Below are 23759 nucleotides of genomic sequence, written 5' to 3'. Positions count from 1 at the left end.
GGCGGGATGATGACCGCACGCTAGGCTGGCCCGCCATGGATTCACCCGTACCCGAATCCGTCGAGGGGGCTTATCGGTGGGACTGTCGTTCTCGGCGAGTGATCTGGCACAGGTGCGGTTCGCCGTCTCACCGATGTGGGAGGTGGCGCCCAGCTTCCGGCTGCTGCGGTCGGGGGCCGCGCATCCGGTCCACCGGGCCTGGGCCGACCAGGTCCGGCCGCGGCTGACGGCCGCCGGACTGGACCGGGGGTGGCTCGCCGAACTGATCCCGCCCACCGGCTACGTCCCCGACTTCCTCAACCCGGCCCCCGCCGGCCCGGCCCCCGCGCCCCGTACGGAATGGCGGGCCATCCGGGCCGCGTCCGCCGACCGGGTGCGCCGGGACCTCGACCACCTGGCACGCCACCAGGGGCGACTCGGCCCCCGGCTGCGGATGCTGCACGCCGAACCGGAGGCCCGCCTCGCGAAGCTCACGGACGAGCTCGAAAGCTACTGGGAGGTGGTGCTGGCCCCGTACTGGGCGCGGATCGGGCCGGTCCTGGAGGCCGACATCCTCCACCGGGCCCGCACGGTCGCCGAACACGGCGCGGGCCGTCTCCTCGACGACCTCCACGCCTCGCTGAGCTGGGAGAGCGACGGGCTGCGGATGGCCCGCCGCAAGCATCCGCTGGTCCGGGCGACGGCGGGCGCCGGACTGCTCCTGATCCCCTCGGTCTTCACCGGACCGGACCTGCGCACCCGCACCACGCCGCCGGACCCGCCGCAGATCGCCTATCCGGCGCGCGGCACCGGCACGCTGTGGCAGCGGCGGCGCACGGCCGGGGCCGAGGCCCTCACCGCCGTGCTCGGCCGCTCGCGCACCCTGCTCCTGACCGAGCTGGAGTCCCCGGCCTCCACCACGCAGCTGGCCCACCGCACCGGGCTCTCCCCGGCCGGGGTCTCCCAGCAGCTCACCGCTCTGCGCGACGCGGGCCTGGTCAGCGCCCACCGCGCCGGCCGCTCCGTCCTCTACGCCCGCACCACCGCGGCCGAGACCCTTCTCCGCGCCGCGTCCCCCTGACGGCGGGCCCCGGAAGCCTTCCGGGGCCCGCCGCCGCTACGGCAGCCGGTACCCCATGCCCCGTACCGTCTCCAGCCGCTCCGCGCCCAGCTTCCGGCGGAGCGCGCGGACGTAGACGTCCACGATGTTGGAGCCGGGGTCGAAGTCGTACCCCCACACGTGTGACAGGATCTGCTCGCGCGACAGCACCTGGCCCGGATGGCGCAGGAACATCTCCAGCAGCACGAACTCGCGCGCCGTCAGGTCCACCGTCCGCTCCTCCGCGCGGGCCCGGCGCGTCCGCAGGTCCAGGGTGAGGCTGCCGCTGCGCAACAGGGTGACCTCGGGGGCGCGGGCGGCGGTGCGCTGGCGCAGCCGTATCCGCGCGAGCAGCTCCTCGAAGCGGAACGGCTTCGTCATCCAGTCGTCGGCCCCGCCCTCCAGCCCGGCCACGGTGTCGCGGACCGAGTCGCGGGCGGTGAGCACGATCACCGGCAGCGTCACCCGGGACTCGCGCAGCTCCCGCAGGACGGTGAAGCCGTCCCGGCCCGGCAGGCCGATGTCGAGCACCATCAGGTCGAAGCCGCCGGTCAGCGCGTGGCCGAGCGCCAGGTCGCCGTCCTCCGCGACGACCGTGGTGAAGCCGTTGGCGCGCAGCCCCTTCTGGACGAACGAGGCGATGCGCTCCTCGTCCTCGGCGATCAGGATGCGGTTCATGCGTCGGTCTCCAGGGTGAGTACGAAGGTGGCTCCGCCGCCCTCGGTCCGGCGGAGTTCCACCTGCCCGTGGTGGCCCTCCGCGATGGCCTTGACAATGGCGAGGCCGAGCCCCGCCCCGCTGGTGCGGGTCCCGCGCCGGGACGTGCCCCGGCGGAACCGCTCGAAGATCACCTCGGCGTCCTCCGGCGGGATCCCGGGCCCGTGGTCCGCGACGTACAGCTCGACGCGGCCCCCGCCGCCCGGACCCGGCTGCGACCCGCCCGCCCCGCCCCCGCCCGTCTCGCCCCGGGAGCCGGAGGGGGAGACGACACGGGAGCCGATGCGGATGCGCCGGCCGGGGGCGGTGTGCTGGACGGCGTTCTGCGCGAGCTGGACCATCGCCTGCGTCATCCGCTGCGGATCCAGCCGCACCTCACGGTCCGCGACCCCGTCGAGCACCCACGCGCGGTCCCCGAGGGTCCGCACCTTCACGAACACGTCGGCGGTCAGCTCCGCGAGCTGCACGGGTTCCGGCCGGACGAAGTCGGGCCGCTCGGCCCCGGCGAGCAGCAGCAGGTCCTCCACGATGCGGCTCATCCGGTCCAGCTCGTCCGTGACCAGCCGTACGGTCTCCTCCCGGTCCGCCGGATCGTCGCCCATCAGCTCCAGATGGCCCCGGACGATGGTGATCGGGGTGCGCAGCTCGTGCCCCGCGTCGTCCACGAAGACCCGCTGCGCGGCGAACGCCCGCTCCAGCCGGTCCAGCATCGCGTTGAACGTCTCCGCGAGGGCCGCGATGTCGTCCCGGCCCTCCACCGGGATCCGCCGGGTGAGGTCCTGCTCGGTCAACTCCGCCGCCGTCGCCCGGACGATCCGTACGGGAGCCAGGATGCGGCCGGCGACGGCCCAGCCGATCCCGGTCGTCATCAGCAGCGCCACCCCGGACAGGGCGAGCAGCGTCCAGAACGTCTTGTCGGCGACGGCCCGTTCGCGTTCCGGATGGAAGGCGACGACGAACGCCCCGGGCTTCCCGCCCGCCGCCGGGCCGATCGCGACCTTCGCCCAGCGCACCTCGCCCTGCGGGCGCTTCAGCGTGCCGAAGGAGTCCTCGGAGGCGTGGATGCGGGTGAGCGAGGCGCCGTCCCGCCACAGGGCGGTGTCCGCAGGCAGATCGCGCCGCTGGCGGATGGCGTCGGGCCGGTCGCCGGGGCGGCCGGTGAGGCCCAGCAGCTCCTCGTCGGGGTCCGCGTACTGGCGTTGCAGATAGATCCGGAGCAGCCGGTCGGCGGTGGAGAACCGGCCGCCGGTGTCCGGATCGACCCCCTGCGGCACGAAGTTGGCGAACTCCCCGGTCTCCTGCGTCAGCAACTGGCTGATCCGGTGGTCCACGTCCCGCTGGAGGATGGAGCGCACGGTGACGGCGACCGCGCCCAGCGCGACCGCCATCACGACCAGCAGCCAGAGCAGGATGCGGACCCGGGCGGAGATCCTCGGCAGGCCCAGGGGCGACCGGCTAACCGTCATCACCGACGTCGTCGTCGTCATCGTCGTCGGCCGCCGAGGGGCCCGGCACGACGGAGCCGTCCGTGGTGCGGGAGGGGCCTGCGGAGCCGCCCGGCGTCGGCGTGCCGCCCGGGGAGGGGTCCCCGCCCGGCGGCGGAGTGGAGCGCGGGCTCTCCTCCAGATGGACGGCGGGCGGCACCTTCGGCGCCTCCGAGGTGTCGGTCATGGCATAGCTGGTGGCCGCTATGCCGAGCGGCACGGCGACGACGGCTGCCAGGGCCGCCAGACGAGGTGAGAAAGCCATGCGTTCACCTTGACGGCTCCGCCCGGTCCGCACATGAAGACAGGATGAACAATCCTTCATCTCGGGCATTCAGTGCATACCAGGCATTGAAGGTGCGATCGGCCGCAGGGCGGATCCCGGGGGCGCCCCGCCGGTTCCGCTTGCTTCGAGTGCACTCCAAGGATCTAGCGTGGAGGCCATGACGGTGATCGACGGAACCTCCCGGAGCACCCCCGCGACGACCGCACCGGCACGGCCCTCACCGGGGACCGCGTCGGGAGTGGACGCCTGCCGGGCCGCCCCGGAGCCGCACCCCCGCCCCACGGGCCGGGACAGCTACACGATCAGTGAGGTCGTCGCGTACACCGGGCTCACCGCGCACACCCTGCGCTGGTACGAGCGGATCGGGCTCATGCCCCACGTGGACCGCTCGCACACCGGGCAGCGCCGCTTCAGCAACCGCGACCTCGACTGGCTGGTCTTCGTCGGCAAGCTGCGGCTGACCGGGATGCCCGTCGCCGACATGGTGCGGTACGCGGAGCTGCTGCGCGAGGGCGAGTCCACCTTCGAGGCACGGCAGGAGCTGCTGGAGGCGACCCGCCGCGACGTGATCGCGCGGATCGCGGAGCTCCACGACACCCTCGCCGTCCTCGACCACAAGATCGAGTTCTATGCGGGCGCCCGCCTGGCGCCGGAGAGGCACAGCGCCTGATGACCACTGCCGACACGATCGCCACGGTGGAGCTGGGTACGGACGGGCCGCGGGTCGGCGTCCAGGGCCTCGGCTGCATGGGCATGAGCGAGTTCTACGGCGACACCGACGAACGCGCCGCCCGCGACACCCTCGACGCCGCCCTGGAGGCGGGCGTCACGCTCCTCGACACCGCCGACGCCTACGGGCGCGGGGCCAACGAGGAGTTCCTCGCCCCGTTCGTCCGGGCCCACCGGGACGAGATCACCCTCGCCACCAAGTTCGCCCTCGTCCGCACCGACGACCCCCACTACCGGGGCATCAGCAACGACCCCGCGTACATCAGGACCGCCGTCGAGGCGAGCCTGCGCCGGCTGGGCACCGACGTCATCGACCTCTACTACATGCACCGCCGAGACCCGGCCGTCCCGCTCGCCGAGTCGATCGGCGCGCTGGCGGAGCTGGTCCAGCAGGGCAAGGTCAAGCAGCTGGGGCTGAGCGAGGTGACCGGACCGGAACTGCGCGAGGCGTACGCCGTCCACCCGATCGCCGCCCTCCAGTCCGAATGGTCCCTCTTCAGCCGCGACGTCGAGAAGAGCGCCGTCGGCGCGGCGGCCGACCTCGGCGTCACGCTCGTCCCGTACTCCCCGCTCGGCCGGGGCTTCCTCACCGGAGCCTTCACCGACGCGGGCGAGCAGCTGACCGAGGGCGACTACCGGCAGCGGCAGCCCCGCTTCAGCGGCGACAACGCCCGGACCAACGCGGCCCTCCTGGAGCCCGTCCGCGCCATCGCCGCCGCACACGGCGCGACGGCCGCGCAGGTGGCCCTCGCCTGGGTCCAGCAGCGCGCCGAGGTGCACGGCCTGACCGTGGTCCCGATCCCCGGCACCCGCAAGCGCGCCCGCCTCCTGGAGAACGTCGCGGCGACCCGGCTGACCCTGACGTCCGACGAACTGGCCGCCCTGGAGCCGATCGCGGCCCGGGTGGCGGGGGACCGCTACCCGGACATGAGCAGCACGGCGGCGGCGCGGGAGGAGTAGCGGGAAGGGGCACGGCCCGGATGTGCCCCGGGCCGCGCCCCGGCCTGAGGAGCCGCAGGCCGCGCCCCGGCCTGGGTGCCCGCCGTGCCCGGGCCCGGAAGCCGTCCCCGGGCCCGGAAGCCGTGCCCCGGGCCCGGGACCCCGCAGGCCGCGCCCCGGCCCGGGGGTGCCGAGGGCCGCGCCCCGGCCCGCAGACCGTGCCACGGTACGGCTGTGCGCCCCGCCGCTCACGCCAGCCCCAGCGCGAACACCGCGAACCCCGCCGCGAGCAGCCCCGCCAGCGCGCGGCGGGCGCGGGCGGCGCGGGTGCCCGTCCGCCACGGGGCCTCGAAGCGGCGCGCGTACCGGGCGATCAGCACCAGCAGCCCCGCGAACACCGGCAGCCACGCGACCCGGGCCAGCAGCCAGCCCACCGTCTCGGGCGCGGCCGTCAGCCCCGCCACCGTCGCGCCCCCGGCCCCCGCCAGCGAGGCCGGCACGGCGGCGGCAAGCATCGCGCTCTGGTGCCAGCAGAGGATCGTCATCGCGGACAGGTTGACCACCACGACCGGCGCCCACAGCAGCGGCCTGCGCAGCAGCCGCCCGAGCCGGTCGCGCAGCAGGATCGCCGCCCCGCTCTGCGCCGCCGCCAACGCCACCACCAGCAGCGACGGCGGATGCGAGTTCGTCCGCGCCTCGCCCGGCACCCCGACCATCGACGCCGGGTAGTGGAAGACGAGCAGCAGCACCGCGAACAGCGCCCCGCCCCCGATCAGCAGCAGCCGGGCCCCGCGCTGTCCCAGCCGCCCCTCGCCCCACGACACACCGAGCTGATACGCGAACAGCCAGCCCGGCAGGATGTTGAGCACGCTCAGCCAGGACGGCACCGCATCCGCGTACGGCCCGTAGCGCAGGAAGTCCACCACCGCGACCGACCCGAGCAGGGGCAGCGCCGCCCAGCCGCCGAGTCGCCGCGCCAGCGTGACGCAGACGGGGGTGAGGGCCGTGACCACGGTGTACACCCCGACGAACCAGAGCGGCTGGATCACCAGCGTCGACGCCGTACGCAGGGTGTCGCCGGGCACGTCCAGCCAGGACAGGACCGTCAGCAGCACCGCCCACACCGCCGTCACCCCGAGCACGGGCCGGCCGAGGCGCGCCAGCCGGCCGCCCAGCCAGGCGGCCGTGGTCGAGGGGCGGCGCCGGTAGGAGAGGACCGAGGCGTACCCGCCGACCAGGAAGAAGATCCCCAGCATCTGAAGCACCCAGCTCGCGGGCGCGAGGCCGCCGAAGACGGTGAGCGGGCTGGCGTTGTGCAGGCCGTCGGCGTCCAGCCGGAATCCGCCGAGCATCCAGTGGCCGAGCGGCACGGCGAGCAGGGCCACCGCCCGCAGCCCGTCGACGGCGCGGTCGCGGTGGGCGGGGGTGGAGGCGTCGATGCGGGCGGCGAGCCGCCGCGCGTTCTCCCGTACGGAGCTCATCGGACCGCCCCTTCCCGAACCCGCCCGCCGGCCGAAACCCGCACGTCTTCCGAAGCCCGAGCACGCTCCGAGGCCGGTCCTTCGGCCGAAGCCCGTACGCGCTCCGGAGTCTGTCCGTCAGCCGAAGCCGGTACGTCGGTCGGTGCCGATACGTCCGCCGGAACCCGCGCGTCCGCCGTGGCCCCGGCGCCTCCCGGGGCGTCCGTCCCCCGCGCGATGGCGACGAAGGTGCGCAGCGAATCCGTCCCCGGTGCGAAGTACCCGGCGTGGCCCCGGGCCTCGTCGGCCGGTACGCGCCGGGCGCCGAAGGCCGGGTCGGTCGGGTCCGTCCCGTGGCCGAGGCCCGCGAACCGCACGTTCGGCACGTTGTCGATCCAGTCCGTCGGGTCCTTCGCCGCCCATACCCGGGCGTTCGTCCGCAGCCCCGCCACATCGTCCGCCCGCATGCCGGGGGAGCCGAGCACCACCAGGTCGGTGACGGCCAGCCGGTGCGCGGCCAGACCGCAGACCACCGAGCCGTAGCTGTGGCAGAACACGGCGGGCTCGGGCAGCCCGTCCGCCGTCAGGCCCTCCGTGAACCGGGTCAGCCGGTCGGCCCCCGCCTGTGCGAGGCGGCCGGTCGCCGCGTCGATGCCGACGCCCACCGGGGTGGTGTACCCGACCCAGGCGACGACCGCCGTCCCCGGGCCGGCCTCCGCCTGCAGGGTCCTGGCCATTCCGACCGGGGCCCCGTGGTCGGCGACCTTCCGGTCGAAGGTCCCGGCGTCGTTGTCGGACCCGGGCACCACCACCGAGACGCGGTGCGCGGTGCGCAGGTCCCCGAACACCTCGGCGACCTGGCCGCGTCCGCGCGGGTCGAAGGCGAGGATCCGCCGGCCGGGGGCGGCGAGCGAACGGTAGCGGGGGTCGTCCTCGGCGGCCAGGGCCAGGGCGTTGGCGCGGTAACGCAGCTCCAGCGGCGCCCCGTCGAGATTCCCGACGACGGACGGATGCCGCGCCACCAGCCGCCGTTGTTCGGCGGCGCTCAACCCGGCGAAGAATTGCGCCACTTCGCCGGGCGTGGCGCGCTCCGGATCGGGCAGCCCGCCGCCCGGCGTCCGGTCCGCCCGCCACTGCGCGCTGCCCGGCGGCGGCCCGGTCAGCGCCTGCTGCGCATCCCCCGAAACCCAGCCCGCGGTCCCCGCCACCGTGCCGGCGGCCAGTGCGAACGCGACCAGAGCCCTCGCGTATCGGCGCATCGTTCCCTCCCTCTCCGGATCCGCACCGACCGGTGCGACCGGGAGGAAGGTAGGAAGAGGGAGGGTGACGCGACGTCACACCGGGGAGCCAACTGCGGGGTGATACCGGAGTAGGGGGTGGGGGAGAAGCCTCCGCACCGACGCCTCCCCGGGCCGCCGGGCCGAGGGAGGCCCTGCGCCAATCCCTCCCCGGGCCGGGGCGCCTGCGCCGGTTCCCTACGCCCTCGTGTCCCCCGGCGTCACCAGACCCGACTCGTACGCGAAGATCACCGCCTGGGCCCGGTCCCGCAGCTCCAGCTTGGCCAGCACCCGCCCGATGTGCGTCTTCACCGTCTGCTCCGCCAGCACCAGCCGCCCCGCGATCTCCTGGTTCGACAACCCCCGGGCGATCAGCTCCAGCACCTCGCTCTCGCGCGGGGTCAGCCCGTTCAGCCGGAGCGCCTGGCCGGTGCGGGTCGCCCCGGCGGGCCGTTGCGCCGCGAAGTCCGCGATCAGCCGCCGGGTCACCGAGGGCGCGAGCAGCGCGTCCCCGGCCGCCACCACCCGTACCGCCGCGATCAGGTCGGCGGGCGGCGCGTCCTTCAGCAGGAACCCGGAGGCGCCCGCGCGCAGCGCCTCGTACACGTAGTCGTCCACGTCGAACGTCGTCAGCATCAGGACCTTCGGCCGGTGGACCACCCCCACCGGGGGGTTCAACAGCTCGCGCGCGGCGGCCAGTCCGTCCATCTCCGGCATCCGCACGTCCATCAGCACCACGTCGGGGTGCTGGTTGCGGCTGACGTCCACGCCCCGGCGGCCGTCCGCCGCCTCGCCCACCACGTCGATGTCGCTCTGCGCCGCCAGCAGAGCCGCGAACCCCGCCCGCACCATGGCCTGGTCGTCGACGATGATCACGCGGATGGTCACAGATCCTCCGAAAGGGGTGGTGCGGAAGGGGAGTCGGGCGGCGGCAGCGGCATCCGGGCGGCCACCCGGAACCCGCCGTCGGGCAGCGGTCCGGTGTCCAGCGAGCCGCCGGTCAACCGTACGCGCTCCCGCATCCCCACCAGGCCGTGCCCGGTGCCGGCGCTCTCCAGCGGCGAAGTCCGCTCCGGGGCGGGCCCGTTGACCACCAGCACGTTCAGACGGCCCCGCGACGCCCGCACCGACACCTGAGTGCGCGCCCCGGGCGCGTGCCGCACCACATTGGCCAACGCCTCCTGCACGATCCGGTACGCCGACAGGTCCACCGCCTGCGGCACCTCGCCCAGCTCCGCCGCGAGCGAGAACTTCACCGGCAGCCCGGCCCGCACCGTCGCCTCCACGAGCTGCTGGAGCCGGTCCAGACCCGGCTGCGGTGCCCGGTCGCCCTCCGAGCCGTCGCTGCGCAGGACCGACAGCAGCCGCCGCATCTCGCCCAGCGACTCCCGGGCCGCCGCCGCGATGGAGGCGAACTCCTCCCGCGCCGGCTCCGGCAGCCCGGCGATCCGGTACGGCGCCGAGTCCGCCTGCACGGTGATCACCGACATGTGGTGCGCCACCACGTCGTGCAGCTCACGGGCGATCCGCGTCCGCTCCTCCAGCAGCGTGCGCCGCGCCCGCTCCTCCTCGCTGATCGTCTCCTGCTCGGCCAGCCGCCGGGTCGCCTCACCCCGCTCCCGTACCACGCCGCCGATCACCAGGACCACCGCGCCGAGGATCGTCAGCAGCAGGGCGCTGCCCGCGTCGCGGTCCGAGGACGCGACGATCTGGAGCACCACCCCCGCCGCGGCCGTCATCACCCAGACGGCGATGGCGGTCCGCCAGGTCTCGCGCAGGCCGAGGGCCAGCAGCACGAAGAGGTACGCGATCAGCACCGGAGGCGGCCACGGCCAGCTGTCGTGCTGCCCGGGGTCGCGGGCCAGCAGCACCAGCGCGCCCACGACATCGGCCGGGAAGATGATCCACCACGCCTGGAGGGGCCGGTGGGCGAGCATCAGCAGCGGGGCGGCCTGAGCCACCCCGAGGGCCCCGGCCAGTGCGCCCGGCAGGCCGTACTGCGAGGTCAGCACGGTGATGGTGACCGGGATGAAGGTCGCGGCCAGCGCGAGCACCAGAGCGTGCGGCAGCAGCCGCTGCCACCGCTCGGGCGCGTTCGCCAGCGGCGGGGTGGGCGGATGGGACGCGTGGGACAGCCCGTGGGCCAGCTCGCGCAGATTGCGGCGGGCGGCGCTCAGCAGGCCGTCGGCGGGCGGCGGGGGCCCGGCGGGGGAAGTGGACATGGCCCGGTCAGCCTAGGCAGACCGAGGCCACCCCGGCGTCATACCGTGGTTCCGACCGTCCCCGGGTCGTCTCATACCCGGGTACGGGGTCCCCGCGCCGACCCGGGCACTGGGTCCCCGCGCCAACCCGGGCACGGGGTCGACGCGCCGGGACCGGGCGGGCCACGACGCGCCGGGACCGGACGGGCCGAGGGCCGGGTCACAGCTCCGAGAGCAGCTCGGCCTTCTTCGCGCTGAACTCGGCGTCCGTCACCAGCCCCGCCCGGTGCAGCTCCCCGAGGTGGTGGATCCGCTCCGCGATGTCCGCCGGATCGCGCCGCCCGGCGGACACCAGGGCCGGGGCCGGGCCGCCGGACCCGGGCTGGGTCCGGCGTACGGACTCCAGGACGGCGGCGGCGAACGGCAGCGACTCGTGCACCGGCCCGTACCCCAGCCCGAACAGCACGGCCGCCGGGTCCTGGTCGGCGGCCCGCGACGCCGAGGGCTCGCCGGCCGCCGGACCGCCGGTCTCCCCCTCGCCGGCGACCGGGCCGAGCGTGTCGTCCAGGCTGCCGCCGGCGCGGTGGTCGACCGGGGCGGCCGTGCGGGGTATCAGCCGCAGATAGCCGTCGAGCGCCTCGGGGGAGCGCCATACGATTCCGGCCAGTTCCCCCACCCGGAAGGTCTGGTCCCCGGCCTTCCACTTGGCGCTGGAGGCCCCGGTCCACGACCACCGGAAGGAGACCCGATCCCCGTCGAAGCCGGCCCGCCCGTCGTACGCCTTGAAGGACATCGGGGCCTCGGGGGCGGCCACCAGGAAGCGGTCGGCGGGCTCGTCGGACGCCGGGTCCAGCACGGTCCGCAGCTCATCCGCGTAGTACTCCGCGAGTACTTCCCGCTCCGCCGGAAGCACCAGGCGATACGGGTCGTACCCCTCCTTGAGCTGCCCGGCGGCAGCCTCCACCAGAGGATCGGCGCCCACCCTCGGCACGGCACGCAGCACCACCGTGTTCCGCTTGCCGGGGGTCAGCGTCACCGACGACAGCGCCGCATACGGGATGCGGCGTTCCCGCAGGCTCTGGAAGAGCTTCGGTGCGCGGATGCCCCGTTCGAAGCGGATGAGCACGGCGTCGGTGTCGAACTCCCAGGTGGCATGAATTCCGGCCAGCACATCACCCATGTGCCTCATCGTATGCGGCACGGTCGCGCACGTCCCCCCTTGAAGCAATGATCTGTTTATCCGCCCGACACGCGCTTTTACGCGCGTCAGCCCTCCAGCTCGCCGGAGATACCGCGGTGACAGGCGCTGTCGGCGCTCGCGCAGCTCACCGATCCGTACGCGCCGACGCCGATCGCGGCGAAGTTGTCCAGGCTCTCGGTGCCCGGCACGAAGTAGCCGCTGTGCCCGGCGGCGCCGGCCGCCGAGACGATCCGCGCGCCGAAGGCCGGGTCCACCGGATCGGCCCCGTGACCGATCCCGCCGAACTCCATGTGCGGTACGTCCCCGATCCAGTCGTCCCCGTCCCGCATCGCCCAGATCCGGGCGCCGGTCTCCAGCTGTCCCGCGTGGGCGGCCCGCATGCCGGGGCTCCCCGCGACCGCGATGTCGGCCACCCGGCCCGGGGCCCGGTGCGCGGCGATCCCGCAGACGACGGAACCGTAGCTGTGGCAGAACAACGAGACCCGGGAGCGGCCGGGCAACGCTTGGACCAGCGCGTTCAGCCGGACCGCGCCGTCGGAGGCGAGCGCGCCGAGCGCCGCGTCCATGCCGACGCCGACCGGTGCGGTGTAGTCGGCCCAGGCGATCACGGCGGTACGGGTGGCCGGGGAGGCCGCGCGCTCCGCCTCGTACAGCGACTTCGCCATGCCGACCGGGGCCGTGTACCGGCGTTGGCTGCGTTCCAGGGTCAGCAGGTGCGTGTCCACGCCGGGGACGACGACGGAGACCCGGGAGGCCCGGTCGAGGTTCCCGAACACCTCGGCCGCCCGGCCCCGCCCGGACGGGTCGAAGGCCAGGATCTTGCGGTCGCCCTTGAGCAGTGAGCGGAACCGGTCGAGCCGGGCCCGCGCCTCGGCCCGGCCGTCCGGCGAGAGCTTCGGGTCGCTGCTCCGCACCCGCTCGGCGGTCACGGCCTGCCCGAGCGCCACCCGGTTGGCGCGGTAGCGCATGGCGACCGGCGCGCCGTTCAGGTTTCCCACCACCGACGGGTGCCGGGCCGCGAGGACCATGCGCTGCGCCGAGGTGAGGGAGGCGAAGAAGTGCGCCAGCCGCGTGGTGGGGGCGTCCGCCTCCGGCAGCTGCCGGCCCGCTATCTTGTCCCGGGCCCAGGCGGCGAGCGCCAGCTCGCGCGGCCCGTCGGCGTGCTGGTCACGGACGGCGCTCCAGCCCGTCGTCCCCAGCATCACGAACACCACCGCTACGGCGAGCAGCGCGCGCCAGACGGTCAACGTGGGAGAGGTGTCGAAAGAAGTCACTGCGCCACACCCTAGGAGACGTGCGACGGCCTCCGTGTTTCAGGTGAGCGACATCACCCGTCCGCGAGGGATTAACGGAGAATTTCTCACGCGGCGTCACCCTGGCGTCGTGACCGGGTCACCGCTACCACTCCTGCTGAGGCCCCCGGCCCGCCGGGCGCCAGTCGCGGGCGAGGGCCGGGACGAGCTGGTCGAGGTACTCCTCCGTCAGATCGCGCAGCGCCTCCACGCTCGCGTCGTGGCCGCGGCCCCACAGCTGGCCGGTCACCCGCATCACCGCCGAGAACGCGGCGACGGCCACCCGGGGGCGGGGGTCGCGCTCCACGTCGAGCCCCTCACGCTCCGCGATCAGCAGGGCGACCTGGTTCTCCAGGGCGACCCCGCGCCGCATGTGCGCGGCGAGCAGGGTGGGCGTGGACTCGATGATCCGGTACACGCGCATGTGGAGATCGACGGTGACGACCTCCTCGATCGCCTCGCCGATGCTGTTCCACGCGCACAGCACCGCCCCGCGCATGGCCTCGAAGGGCGCCTCGTGCGCGGGCCGGCGGCGCAGCTCGTCGATGAAGCGGGACTCGACCATCTCCTGCACCGCAAAGGTGACGTCCTCCTTGCTCGCGAAGTAGCGGAAGAAGGTGCGCTGCGAGACGTCCACGGCCTCGACGATCTCGTCGACCGTGGTGCGTTCGTACCCCTGGGTGGTGAACAGTTCGAGGGAGGCGCGCACCAAGGCGTCGCGGGTGCGCTGCTTCTTGCGTTCACGCAGTCCGGCTCGTGGCCCGCCTGCCTGCCCCTCGGTCACGTACCACCCTCTTTTCCCGTATTTCTCCAGCTCAGCATACCTATGAGCCCTGTGTGAGCCACGTGACAGTTACTGTCTTGTGAATTGGTTTGTCAACTGTCAGACGCTGTCACTAGTCTCCCCGTTATGACTAGTCAGACCACCGTCGAGAAGGCGCCGCGGGAGCCTGAAGACAACGCAGTACCCGCCCCGGTCAAGGGGCTTCGCGGCCACCCCTGGCTGACCCTCTTCGCCGTCGCCATCGGCGTGATGATGGTCGCCCTCGACGGCACCATCGTCGCCATCGCGAACCCCGCGATCCAGCGGGACCTCGGCGCCTCGCTCGCCGACGTCCAGTGGATCACCAACGGCTATCTGCTCGCCCTCGCCGTCGCCCTGATCACCGCGGGCAAGCTGGGCGACCGCTTCGGCCACCGGCAGACCTTCCTCATCGGCATCGCGGGCTTCGCGCTCGCCTCCGGTGCGATCGGCCTCTCCAGCGAGATCTCGCTGGTCATCCTCTTCCGCGTCCTCCAGGGCCTCTTCGGCGCCCTGCTGATGCCGGCCGCGCTCGGCCTGCTGCGCGCGACCTTCCCCGCCGAAAAGCTGAACATGGCGATCGGCATCTGGGGCATGGTCATCGGCGCGTCCACCGCGGGCGGCCCGATCGTCGGCGGTCTCCTCGTCGAGCACGTCAGCTGGCAGTCGGTCTTCTTCATCAACGTACCCGTCGGCGTCGTCGCGCTCGTCTTCGGCCTGGTGATCCTGCGCGACCACCGCGCCGCCAACGCCCCGCGCTCCTTCGACGTGATCGGCATCCTGCTGCTCTCCAGCGCGATGTTCGCCCTCATCTGGGGCATCATCAAGGCCGGTGAGTCCTGGGGCTGGGGCGACGGCCGGACCTGGGCGTGGCTGGCCTCCGCCGTCGCGGCGTTCATCCTCTTCGGCGTCTGGCAGAACCGGGTCAGGGAGCCGCTCGTCCCGCTGAAGATGTTCCGCTCCGTCCCGTTGACGGCCGGTGTCATCCTCATGGTGCTGATGGCCTTCGCCTTCATGGGCGGCCTCTTCTTCGTGACGTTCTTCCTCCAGGGCGTCCACGGCCTCAGCCCCGTCGACAGCGGTCTGCACCTGCTGCCGCTGACCGCGATGATGATCGTCTCCTCGCCGGTGGCGGGTCTGCTGATCACCAAGTTCGGCCCCCGCATCCCGCTGGTCGGCGGCATGGTCTTCACGGCCACCGCGATGTTCGGCATGACCACGCTCAGCGAGTCCACCGGCACCTTCACCATGTCCCTCTGGTTCGCCCTCCTCGGCTGCGGTCTGGCCCCGGTCATGGTCGGCGCCACCGAGGTCATCGTCGGCAACGCGCCCCTGGAGCTGTCCGGCGTGGCCGGCGGGCTCCAGCAGGCCGCCATGCAGGTCGGCGGCGCGCTCGGCACCGCCGTCCTCGGCGCGGTCATGTCCTCCAAGGTCAGCGCCGACTTCGCGGGCAACTGGAAGGACGCGGGCCTGCCGGGCCAGGCGGACCCCGCGCTGGAGAAGGCCGCCGAGTTCGGCATGGTCCCCGGTGAGCTCGGTCAGGCCCCCGGCATGACGCCGGACATCGCCGCCCGCATCGGCGGGGTCATCCACGACACCTTCATGTCCGGCATGGGGCTGGCCTTCACCGTCGCCGGTGTGGTCGCGGTCATCGCCGCCCTCGTCGCCACCCTCACCAAGCGCGGCGAGAACGCCGAGGCGGGCGCCGCAGTCGGCCACATCTGACCCGGCCCGGTACGACCTCGTACGTCAACACAGCGCATCGCACAGCCCCGCCGAATCCTTTCGGCGGGGCTGTCGCCTATCAGGGTGGTGGACCCCCTCCGCTCTTCCGCACCGCCTGCATGGTGACGCAGAGTGATCGGCGGAAAGAACAGCACCGATCGACCACGGGGGTTGACCACCATGCGCACGACCGTCCTTACCCTGCGCACGACCGTTCTCGCGGCGGCCGTCCTGGCCTGCACCGCACTCGTTCCCCAGGCCCTGTCGCCCGACCGGGCGGCAGCCGCGCCCGACCGGTCCGCGGGCGTCAAGCTCGGGACCTGCGAACCGGGGCGGCTCTGCCTCTGGAAGAAGGCTGACTTCACCGGGGCCCGCCACACCTTCGAACTCTCCGGCACCGACATCGAGAGCTGCGTCCCGCTGCCCGGGGGCGGCGACGCCCAGTCCCTCGCCAACCGCACCGGCCGGCCCGTCACCACCTACCAGTCCGCCGAGTGCGCGGAGACCGGGGAGTTCGAGACGTACCCCGGCGGCGGGACCTGGACGCCCCGGTCCCCGTACCAGGTCCGCGCCTTCAAGATCTGGGAGAACTGAGCCCGGACATGCCGGAGGGGCGGTGGCGTCGTGCCACCGCCCCTCCGGGCCCGTCCGCCTGCGGCTACGCGTCGCCGCCCGCCGCGCCGGGGTCGGCCGCCGTCACGTCCAGCAGCTCGTAGCGGTCCACGGCCTTCTTGAGGGCGGACCGGTCGATCCGGCCCTCCTTGGCCAGCTCGGTCAGGACCGCCAGCACGATCGACTGCGCGTCGATGTGGAAGAACCGGCGGGCCGCGCCCCGGGTGTCCGCGAAGCCGAAGCCGTCCGCGCCCAGCGACTGGTAGGCGCCCGGCACCCAGCGCGCGATCTGGTCCGGCACCGAGCGCATCCAGTCCGAGACCGCCACGAATGGGCCCTGGGCCCCTTCGAGCTTCCTGGTCACGTACGGGACGCGCTGCTCCTCCTCCGGGTGCAGGAGGTTGTGGCGCTCCACGTCCACCGCCTCGCGGCGCAGCTCGTTCCAGGAGGTCGCCGACCAGACGTCCGCCCTGACGTTCCACTCGTCCGCGAGGATCCGCTGCGCCTCCAGGGCCCAGGGGACCGCCACGCCCGACGCCATGATCTGGGCCGGGATCTCGCCCTTCTCACCGGCGGAGAAGCGGTGGATGCCCTTGAGGATGCCCTCGACGTCCACGTTCTCCGGCTCGGCCGGGTGCTGGATCGGCTCGTTGTAGACGGTGAGGTAGTAGAAGACGTCCTCGTTGGCCTCGCCGTACATCCGGCGCAGCCCGTCCTTCATGATGTGCGCGATCTCGAACCCGTACGCCGGGTCGTACGCGACACAGCCCGGGTTCGTCGAGGCGAGCAGCTGCGAGTGGCCGTCCGCGTGCTGGAGCCCCTCGCCGGTCAGCGTCGTGCGGCCGGCGGTCGCGCCCAGGACGAAACCGCGCGAGAGCTGGTCGGCCATCTGCCAGAACTGGTCGCCGGTGCGCTGGAACCCGAACATCGAGTAGAAGACGTACACCGGGATCAGCGGCTCGCCGTGCGTGGCGTACGCCGAGCCGGCCGCGATCAGCGACGCCGTGCACCCCGCCTCGGAGATGCCGTCGTGCAGCATCTGGCCCGTCGGGGACTCCTTGTAGGCGAGCAGCAGATCGCGGTCGACCGCCTCGTACTGCTGGCCCAGCGGGTTGTAGATCTTCGCACTCGGGAAGAACGCGTCCATGCCGAAGGTGCGGTACTCATCGGGGGCGATCAGCACGAAACGCTTGCCGATCTCCTTGTCCCGCATGAGGTCCTTCAGGATGCGGACGAACGCCATGGTGGTGGCGATCGACTGCGAACCCGAACCCTTCTTCGCGGCCGCGAACACCTTGTCCTCGGGCTGCGGCAGCGGCTTCGCGCGGACCACCCGGGTCGGGACGTACCCGCCCAGACCCTGGCGGCGGTCGTGCATGTACTGGATCTCGTCCGAGTCGCGGCCCGGGTGGTAGTAGGGCGGGTAGCCCTCGTCCAGCTGCTTGTCCGTGATCGGGATGTGCAGGCGGTCGCGGAACCGCTTGAGGTCCTCGACCGTGAGCTTCTTCATCTGGTGGGTCGCGTTGCGGCCCTCGAAGTTCGGCCCCAGGGTCCAGCCCTTGACCGTCTGCGCCAGGATGACCGTCGGCTGCCCCTTGTGCGCCTTGGCCGCCGCGTAGGCCGCGTAGACCTTGCGGTGGTCGTGGCCACCGCGCCCGAGGTGCAGGATCTGGTGGTCGGACATGTCCTTGACCATGTCCCGCAGCCGCGGGTCGTCGCCGAAGAAGTGCTCGCGGATGTACGCGCCCGTCTCCGTGGCGTACGTCTGGAACTGACCGTCCGGGGTGGTGTTCAGCTTGTTGACCAGGATGCCCGTGCGGTCCTGCGCCAGCAGCGGGTCCCAGGAGCGGTCCCAGACCAGCTTGATGACGTTCCAGCCGGCGCCCCGGAACTGCGACTCCAGCTCCTGGATGATCTTGCCGTTGCCGCGCACCGGGCCGTCGAGGCGCTGGAGGTTGCAGTTGACCACGAAGGTCAGGTTGTCCAGGCCCTCGCGGGCCGCGATGGAGAGCTGGCCCAGCGACTCCGGCTCGTCCATCTCGCCGTCGCCCAGGTAGGCCCAGACGTGCGACTTGGAGGTGTCGGCGATGCCGCGCGCCTCCATGTAGCGGTTCATCCGCGCCTGGTAGATCGCCCCGAGCGGGCCGAGGCCCATCGAGACGGTCGGGAACTCCCAGAAGTCCGGCATCAGCCGCGGGTGCGGGTAGCTGGACAGCCCGTTCGGGGCCTTCGACTTCTCCTGGCGGAAGGCGTCGAGCTGCGCCTCGCTCAGCCGGTCCAGCAGGTACGCGCGGGCGTAGATCCCCGGGGACGCGTGCCCCTGGAAGAAGATCTGGTCGCCGCCGTCGCCCTGGTCCTTGCCCCGGAAGAAGTGGTTGAAGCCCACGTCGTACAGGGAGGCGGAGGACGCGAAGGTGGCGATGTGACCGCCGACGCCGATCCCCGGCCGCTGCGCCCGCGAGACCATCACGGCCGCGTTCCAGCGGGTCGCGTTGAGGATCTTGCGTTCGATCTCCTCGTCGCCGGGGAAGAACGGCTCGTCCTTCGTGGCGATCGTGTTCACGTAGTCCGTGCTGCGCATCTCCGGCACCGCGACGCGCTTCTCCCGCGCGCGTTCGATGAGCCGGAGCATCAGATAGCGGGCCCTCTCACGGCCGCGCTCGTCGACGGCGGCGTCGAGGGAGTCCAGCCATTCCTGGGTCTCCTCGGGATCGAAATCCGGGACCTGGCTCGGAAGGCCGCCAATGATGATCGGGTTGCGATCGGATCCGGAAGCCACACTGTTCCTTCGCTGTTCGGTGATGCTCTACGGGGTTCGTTACGGGGAACGTACCCCCGGGTCAACTCTGTGCGCGCCGCCTCCATCGTGCTACCGCGAAGGCCCGAACGTCATCTCTACCGTGGGGTAACCCCGAGGTTCCGAAAACTGCTCGGCGGGGCACGAGTATGAGCGGTACGCGGCTGGGTACGGGCAAACCGCAACCTTACGCCCAAGGCGTCCAAGCGTTCCCAAAGGCTGTTCGAATCCGATTGGCGGATCGAAACGGCATAAGCTGAGGAAGGACGTAAACGGATGGAGAGAGCCGGGGAGACCCGGTGAAGCCGCCGGAGAGACATGCCGGAACTTGCGATGACGTGGCAGGGAACGTCACCGTATAGGCGGTCTCGCACGCTGGGTACTTGCGCGATTCGCCGGGCCCGTGTGGACTACGGCCTACGCCCCGCGCACGCGCGTGGCTGAGCATTTTCCGAAGACATGATCAGGAGGCAACCCGTGAGCGCGACCGCGGACCACGCGGAGGAGCGGACCAACCCGGCTGCACGCCTGGGGTTCGAGCCCGGACAGGTGGTCCAGGAGATCGGCTACGACGAAGACGTCGAGCTGGAGCTCCGTGAGGGCATTGAGGCCACTACCGGCCAGGAACTCGTCGACGAGGAGTACGACGATGTCGCCGACGTCGTCCTGCTCTGGTTCCGCGACGAGGACGGCGACCTTACGGACGCGCTGGTGGATGCCATCGGTCTGATCGAGGACGGCGGCATGGTCTGGCTGATGACGCCGAAGACCGGCCGTGACGGTTACGTCGAGCCGAGCGACATCAACGAGGCCGCCCAGACGGCCGGGCTCGCCCAGACCAAGACCATCAGCGCGGGCAAGGACTGGACGGGCAGCCGTCTGGCCACCCCCAAGGGGGCCAAGGCCAAGCGCTGAGCCGCTCTTCGCACCACCTCAGGGCCCTCGCGGGCGCGCACACCGTGCCCGCGGGGGCCTTCGTACGCCCGCGGGGCCCGTGGGCGCCCCGGGCAGGGCGGGAGGCCCCGCGGGACCGGCGACCGGGACCGTTCGCGGTCGGGCGGGGGACCGTGCGTAGGGTGGGGGCCACCCGGACGGACCGGCCGGGGATGCGGAGAAGCGGCGAAGGGATGCGTGTTCCATGACGATCGAGGTCGGCAGCCAGGCCCCGGATTTCGAGCTCAAGGACAACCACGGCCGGACCGTGCGGCTGTCGGAGTTCCGCGGTGAGAAGAACGTGGTGCTGGTGTTCTACCCGTTCGCCTTCACCGGCGTCTGCACCGGCGAGCTGTGCGCGCTCCGCGACGAGCTGCCCCGCTTCGAGAACGAGGGCACCCAGCTGCTCGCGGTCTCCAACGACTCCATCCACACCCTGCGCGTCTTCGCCGAGCAGGAGGGGCTGGAGTACCCGCTGCTCTCCGACTTCTGGCCGCACGGGGAGACCTCGCGCGCCTACGGCGTCTTCGACGAGGACAAGGGCTGCGCCGTGCGCGGCACCTTCGTCATCGACAAGGAGGGCGTCGTCCGCTGGAGCGTCGTCAACGGCCTCCCGGACGCCCGCGACCTGAACGACTACGTGAAGGCGCTCGAAGCGCTCTGAGCGGAACTCCTGGCGACGCCCGGTCAAAAGCCTGTTTTGGCCGGGAACCGGTCACTAGGATCCAATCGTTGATCCGATGCCAACGAACGACGGGGACGCTGGTGTCTGCCGGCCCCTGAGAAAACTACTGGAGGACTCGTGGGAGTCAGCCTCAGCAAGGGCGGCAACGTCTCGCTGACCAAGGCCGCGCCCAACCTGACCGCGGTCATCGTCGGTCTGGGCTGGGACGCCCGCACCACCACCGGGGGTGACTTCGACCTCGACGCCAGCGCCCTGCTGACGAACACCGAGGGCAAGGTCGCCGCCGACGGCAACTTCGTCTTCTTCAACAACCTCAAGAGCCCCGACGGCTCCGTCGAGCACACCGGGGACAACCTCACCGGTGAGGGCGAGGGCGACGACGAGGTCATCAAGGTGAACCTCGCGGGCGTCCCGGCCGACGTCGACAAGATCGTCTTCCCGGTCTCGATCTACGAGGCCGAGAGCCGTCAGCAGAGCTTCGGCCAGGTCCGCAACGCGTACATCCGCGTGGTCAACCAGGCCGACAACAGCGAGCTCGCCCGCTACGACCTGAGCGAGGACGCCTCGACCGAGACCGCGATGGTTTTCGGCGAGCTGTACCGCAACGGCGCCGAGTGGAAGTTCCGCGCCATCGGCCAGGGGTACGCCTCCGGTCTGCGCGGCATCGCCCAGGACTTCGGCGTCAACGTCTGACGTTCCGGCGCCACGGGGCGCCCGGCCGGCTGTGACCTGCCGGGCGCCCACCACCGGGCGCTTTCGACGCCCGGCCCCGGGCGTCGAAAGCGCCCGGCAGCGTTTTTTCACGACTCGGGGAGGACACACATGGGCGTCACGCTCGCCAAGGGAGGCAATGTCTCCCTCTCCAAGGTCGCACCCAACCTCACCCAGGTGCTGGTCGGGCTCGGCTGGGACGCACGCTCCACCACGGGGGCCGACTTCGACCTCGACGCCAGCGCGCTGCTGTGCCAGTCGGGCCGGGTCCTCGGTGACGAGTGGTTCGTCTTCTACAACAACCTCACCAGCCCGGACGGCTCCGTCGAGCACACCGGGGACAACCTGACGGGCGAGGGCGACGGCGACGACGAGTCCGTCATCGTCCGCCTCGACCAGGTCCCCGCGCACTGCGACAAGATCGTCTTTCCGGTCTCGATCCACGACGCGGACAACCGGGGCCAGGCGTTCGGCCAGGTCAGCAATGCCTTCATCCGGGTGGTCAACCAGTCCGACGGCAAGGAGCTGGCCCGCTACGACCTCAGCGAGGACGCCTCGACGGAAACCGCGATGATCTTCGGCGAGCTCTACCGGTACAACGGCGAGTGGAAGTTCCGTGCGGTCGGCCAGGGGTACGCGTCCGGCCTGCGGGGCATCGCTCTAGACTTCGGCGTCAACGTTTCGTAGCGCCCGTGGGCGAGGGGGAGCCCCGACACACCGGGGGAGACCCGTTTTACATAACACGATGGGGTAGCCAGTGGTACTGAAAACCTTCGGCTGGTCGTTCGCGGTCACCGCGCTCGGCCTGGTCGCGGCGGTCATCTACGGGGGGTGGCAGGCATTCGGCATCGTGGCGATCCTGTCCGTCCTGGAGATCTCGCTGTCCTTTGACAACGCGGTGATCAACGCCGGAATCCTGAAGAAGATGAATGCCTTCTGGCAGAAGATCTTCCTGACCATCGGCATTCTCATCGCCGTCTTCGGTATGCGGCTGGTGTTCCCCGTCGTGATCGTCGCCGTGAGCGCCCAGCTCGGGCCGATCGAGGCGATCGACCTCTCCTTCAACGACCCGGACAAGTACAAGGAACTGGTCACGGACGCCCATCCGTCGATCGCCGCCTTCGGTGGCATGTTCCTGATCATGATCTTCCTCGACTTCATCTTCGACGAGGAGCGGGACATCCACTGGCTGCGCTGGATCGAGCGTCCGCTCGCCAAGCTCGGCAAGGTCGACATGCTCTCCGTCTGCGTCGCGCTGATCGTCCTCCTGATCTCCGCGCTGACCTTCGCGACCCACGCGCATCAGCACGGCGGCGGCCACGCCGACAAGGCGTCGACGGTCATGCTCTCCGGTATCGCCGGTCTGATCACCTACCTGATCGTCGGCGGGCTCTCCGGCTTCTTCGAGAACAAGCTCGAAGAGGAGGAGGAGCGTGAGCACGAGGCGGAGGAAGAGGCCAAGAAGAAGGGCAAGCCCGTCACCGGGGTCGCCCTCGCCGGAAAGGCCGCGTTCTTCCTCTTCCTGTACCTGGAAGTCCTCGACGCCTCGTTCTCCTTCGACGGCGTCATCGGCGCCTTCGCCATCACCAACGAGATCGTCCTGATGGCGCTCGGCCTCGGCATCGGCGCCATGTACGTCCGTTCGCTCACCGTCTACCTGGTGCGCGAGGGAACGCTCGACGACTACGTCTACCTGGAGCACGGCGCGCACTACGCGATCGGCGCGCTCTCCGTGATCCTGCTGATCACCATCCAGTACGAGATCAACGAACTGATCACCGGATCGGTCGGGGTGATCCTGATCGCCCTCTCCTTCTGGTCCTCGGTCAGGCGCAACCGCGCGCTCGCCGCCGAATCCGGCGGCGGCTCGGGAGACAAGTCCGAGGTGTCCGCCGGGGTGTGACCCGGCGGGGATTGAGGAACGCTCTCTGCGGGGCGGCCCACACGGCGACGGCTCTCCGGTATCTCCCGGACCCGGCCCGGTGGCCGCCCCGCAGCGATGTCCGGGCGGGTACGAGCGGCGCGAGCAGCGGGCGCGAACAGGGTGGGGGTTGGCATGGGATTCTTCGACGGCCTGTGGCCGGGGCGTGCGGCGCAGTTCGACTCGGGCAACTCGACGTCGAGCGCGATCGTGCTGACCAAACGCAACGCCACGGTCTCGCTCAACAAACAGGGCGCCCTCTCGGGCAACCTCCGGGTCAATCTCTCCTGGCGCATGCGGACCTCGGACATCGAGGGCCGCTCACGCCGGAGCGGCCGGCTGCGCCACCCCCTCCAGTTCTTCCAGCCCGAGGTGGTCCAGGCGCACACGCAAGGCGTCGTCAACGTCGACCTGGACCTCGGCTGCATGTACGAGCTGGCCGACGGCACCAAGGGGGTCGTCCAGCCGCTGGGCAGCCTCATCGGCGACCTGAACGGGCCGCCGTACATCCGGCTCAGCGGGGACGACCGGTTCGGCGCGCCCTCGGGCGAGACGGTCTACGTCAACCTCGACCAGCGCGACCAGATCAAGCGCCTGCTGTTCTTCGTCTACATCTACGACCGGACGCCCGCGTTCGACCGTACGCACGCCAAGGTCACGCTCTACCCGGGCAACGGCCCGCGCATCGAGATCGAGCTGGACGAGCGGGCGCCGCAGGCCCGCTCCTGCGCGGTGTTCACCGTGGAGAACGTGAAGGACGAGCTGATCGTGCGCCGTGAGGTGAAGTTCGTGTACGGCTTCCAGTCGGAGCTGGACCGGCTGTACGGCTACGGCATGCAATGGGGGCGGGGCTACAAGTCACGCACCTGAGCCGGGCGCACGGCGAAGGGCTGTCCCCAGGCACGGGTC

At 71.8% G+C, this 23759-nt stretch carries 22 protein-coding genes; 11 read left to right on the top strand and 11 right to left on the bottom strand.

All coding sequences use genetic code 11. The annotated features are described in order from the left end of the window. Positions 1–82 precede the first annotated feature (82 nt). The gene (locus IF19_RS0129600; protein ID WP_030120180.1) at positions 83–1060 is read left to right on the top strand and encodes an ArsR/SmtB family transcription factor; all 978 of its coding nucleotides are present in this window, start codon (positions 83–85) and stop codon (positions 1058–1060) included. 36 nt (positions 1061–1096) lie between these two features. Here the strand turns inward: IF19_RS0129600 and IF19_RS0129595 are convergent, their stop codons facing one another. The 3 genes from IF19_RS0129595 to IF19_RS0129585 are packed head-to-tail and all read right to left on the bottom strand — an operon-like array spanning position 1097 to position 3544. Continuing rightward, a complete protein-coding gene (locus IF19_RS0129595) occupies positions 1097–1756 on the bottom strand; it encodes a response regulator transcription factor (RefSeq protein WP_030191244.1) in 660 nt (219 codons plus the stop codon). Beyond that, positions 1753–3261, bottom strand: coding sequence for a sensor histidine kinase (locus IF19_RS0129590; protein WP_030120182.1), 1509 nt, complete (start codon positions 3259–3261; stop codon positions 1753–1755). The genes IF19_RS0129595 and IF19_RS0129590 overlap by 4 nt, the downstream gene beginning before the upstream one ends. Next, complete coding sequence (locus IF19_RS0129585; RefSeq protein ID WP_030118347.1) at positions 3251–3544, bottom strand: hypothetical protein; 294 nt, start codon at positions 3542–3544, stop codon at positions 3251–3253. The genes IF19_RS0129590 and IF19_RS0129585 overlap by 11 nt, the downstream gene beginning before the upstream one ends. A gap of 178 nt (positions 3545–3722) precedes the next feature. Between IF19_RS0129585 and IF19_RS0129580 the strand changes: the two genes are divergently transcribed. Together IF19_RS0129580 and IF19_RS0129575 are read left to right on the top strand one after the other, a co-directional pair. Further along, positions 3723–4235 (top strand): MerR family transcriptional regulator, encoded by a 513-nt coding sequence (locus tag IF19_RS0129580; protein ID WP_030277052.1) that lies wholly within the window; start codon positions 3723–3725, stop codon positions 4233–4235. Next, positions 4235–5254 carry an aldo/keto reductase gene (locus IF19_RS0129575; protein WP_030118349.1) on the top strand — a complete coding sequence of 340 codons (1020 nt, stop codon included), beginning with the start codon at positions 4235–4237 and terminating at the stop codon, positions 5252–5254. Before IF19_RS0129580 ends, IF19_RS0129575 begins: the two co-directional genes overlap by 1 nt. 227 nt (positions 5255–5481) lie before the next feature. Here the strand turns inward: IF19_RS0129575 and IF19_RS0129570 are convergent, their stop codons facing one another. The 7 genes from IF19_RS0129570 to IF19_RS0129540 form a co-directional block, all read right to left on the bottom strand. Continuing rightward, positions 5482–6714 (bottom strand): acyltransferase family protein, encoded by a 1233-nt coding sequence (locus IF19_RS0129570; RefSeq protein ID WP_030118350.1) that lies wholly within the window; start codon positions 6712–6714, stop codon positions 5482–5484. Further along, a complete protein-coding gene (locus IF19_RS0129565) occupies positions 6711–7952 on the bottom strand; it encodes an alpha/beta hydrolase (protein ID WP_078580816.1) in 1242 nt (413 codons plus the stop codon). Before IF19_RS0129565 ends, IF19_RS0129570 begins: the two co-directional genes overlap by 4 nt. A gap of 216 nt (positions 7953–8168) precedes the next feature. Further along, the gene (locus tag IF19_RS0129560) at positions 8169–8858 is read right to left on the bottom strand and encodes a response regulator (protein WP_030120184.1); all 690 of its coding nucleotides are present in this window, start codon (positions 8856–8858) and stop codon (positions 8169–8171) included. Further along, entirely contained in the window at positions 8855–10192 is a 1338-nt protein-coding gene (locus tag IF19_RS0129555) for a sensor histidine kinase (RefSeq protein ID WP_030118355.1), read from the bottom strand. The genes IF19_RS0129560 and IF19_RS0129555 overlap by 4 nt, the downstream gene beginning before the upstream one ends. Positions 10193–10391: 199 nt before the next feature. Continuing rightward, entirely contained in the window at positions 10392–11351 is a 960-nt protein-coding gene (locus IF19_RS0129550; protein ID WP_030118356.1) for a DUF4429 domain-containing protein, read from the bottom strand. An 86-nt stretch (positions 11352–11437) separates the two neighbouring features. Beyond that, the gene (locus IF19_RS0129545; RefSeq protein ID WP_030118357.1) at positions 11438–12646 is read right to left on the bottom strand and encodes an alpha/beta hydrolase; all 1209 of its coding nucleotides are present in this window, start codon (positions 12644–12646) and stop codon (positions 11438–11440) included. 124 nt (positions 12647–12770) lie between these two features. Further along, a complete protein-coding gene (locus IF19_RS0129540) occupies positions 12771–13448 on the bottom strand; it encodes a TetR family transcriptional regulator (RefSeq protein ID WP_030118358.1) in 678 nt (225 codons plus the stop codon). 249 nt (positions 13449–13697) lie between these two features. Here IF19_RS0129540 and IF19_RS0129535 point away from each other — a divergent pair, with 249 nt between their 5' ends. Together IF19_RS0129535 and IF19_RS0129530 are read left to right on the top strand one after the other, a co-directional pair. After that, positions 13698–15191 carry an MFS transporter gene (locus IF19_RS0129535; protein WP_418952725.1) on the top strand — a complete coding sequence of 498 codons (1494 nt, stop codon included), beginning with the start codon at positions 13698–13700 and terminating at the stop codon, positions 15189–15191. Positions 15192–15371: 180 nt separating this feature from the next. Beyond that, positions 15372–15785, top strand: coding sequence for a peptidase inhibitor family I36 protein (locus IF19_RS0129530; RefSeq protein WP_050493866.1), 414 nt, complete (start codon positions 15372–15374; stop codon positions 15783–15785). A gap of 64 nt (positions 15786–15849) precedes the next feature. On the opposite strand, the gene aceE is transcribed toward IF19_RS0129530, so the two are convergent. Further along, positions 15850–18582: a pyruvate dehydrogenase (acetyl-transferring), homodimeric type gene (gene aceE, locus IF19_RS0129525; RefSeq protein WP_030118361.1), complete on the bottom strand. Its 2733-nt coding sequence runs from the start codon at positions 18580–18582 to the stop codon at positions 15850–15852. A 495-nt stretch (positions 18583–19077) separates the two neighbouring features. On the opposite strand from aceE, the gene IF19_RS0129520 reads away from it, so the two are divergent. The 6 genes from IF19_RS0129520 to IF19_RS0129495 all read left to right on the top strand — a co-directional run bounded on the left by IF19_RS0129520 (position 19078) and on the right by IF19_RS0129495 (position 23720). Continuing rightward, on the top strand, positions 19078–19515 hold the full coding sequence (locus tag IF19_RS0129520) for a DUF3052 domain-containing protein (protein WP_030118362.1): 438 nt from the start codon (positions 19078–19080) through the stop codon (positions 19513–19515). Positions 19516–19738: 223 nt separating this feature from the next. Continuing rightward, positions 19739–20197, top strand: a complete 459-nt coding sequence (locus IF19_RS0129515) for a peroxiredoxin (RefSeq protein ID WP_030118363.1) — start codon at positions 19739–19741, stop codon at positions 20195–20197. A gap of 138 nt (positions 20198–20335) precedes the next feature. Next, positions 20336–20911 (top strand): TerD family protein, encoded by a 576-nt coding sequence (locus IF19_RS0129510; protein ID WP_030118364.1) that lies wholly within the window; start codon positions 20336–20338, stop codon positions 20909–20911. Positions 20912–21040: 129 nt separating this feature from the next. After that, positions 21041–21616 carry a TerD family protein gene (locus IF19_RS0129505; protein ID WP_030118365.1) on the top strand — a complete coding sequence of 192 codons (576 nt, stop codon included), beginning with the start codon at positions 21041–21043 and terminating at the stop codon, positions 21614–21616. A 70-nt stretch (positions 21617–21686) separates the two neighbouring features. Further along, positions 21687–22832, top strand: a complete 1146-nt coding sequence (locus IF19_RS0129500) for a DUF475 domain-containing protein (RefSeq protein ID WP_030118366.1) — start codon at positions 21687–21689, stop codon at positions 22830–22832. A 153-nt stretch (positions 22833–22985) separates the two neighbouring features. Further along, the gene (locus IF19_RS0129495) at positions 22986–23720 is read left to right on the top strand and encodes a TerD family protein (protein WP_030118367.1); all 735 of its coding nucleotides are present in this window, start codon (positions 22986–22988) and stop codon (positions 23718–23720) included. Positions 23721–23759: the final 39 nt, after the last annotated feature.

This window comes from Streptomyces californicus (assembly GCF_000717645.1).
GTDB classification, from domain to species: domain Bacteria; phylum Actinomycetota; class Actinomycetes; order Streptomycetales; family Streptomycetaceae; genus Streptomyces; species Streptomyces californicus.
The sequence above is the reverse complement of the archived record's forward strand: the minus strand, read 5'-3'. Positions and strand labels throughout refer to the sequence as shown.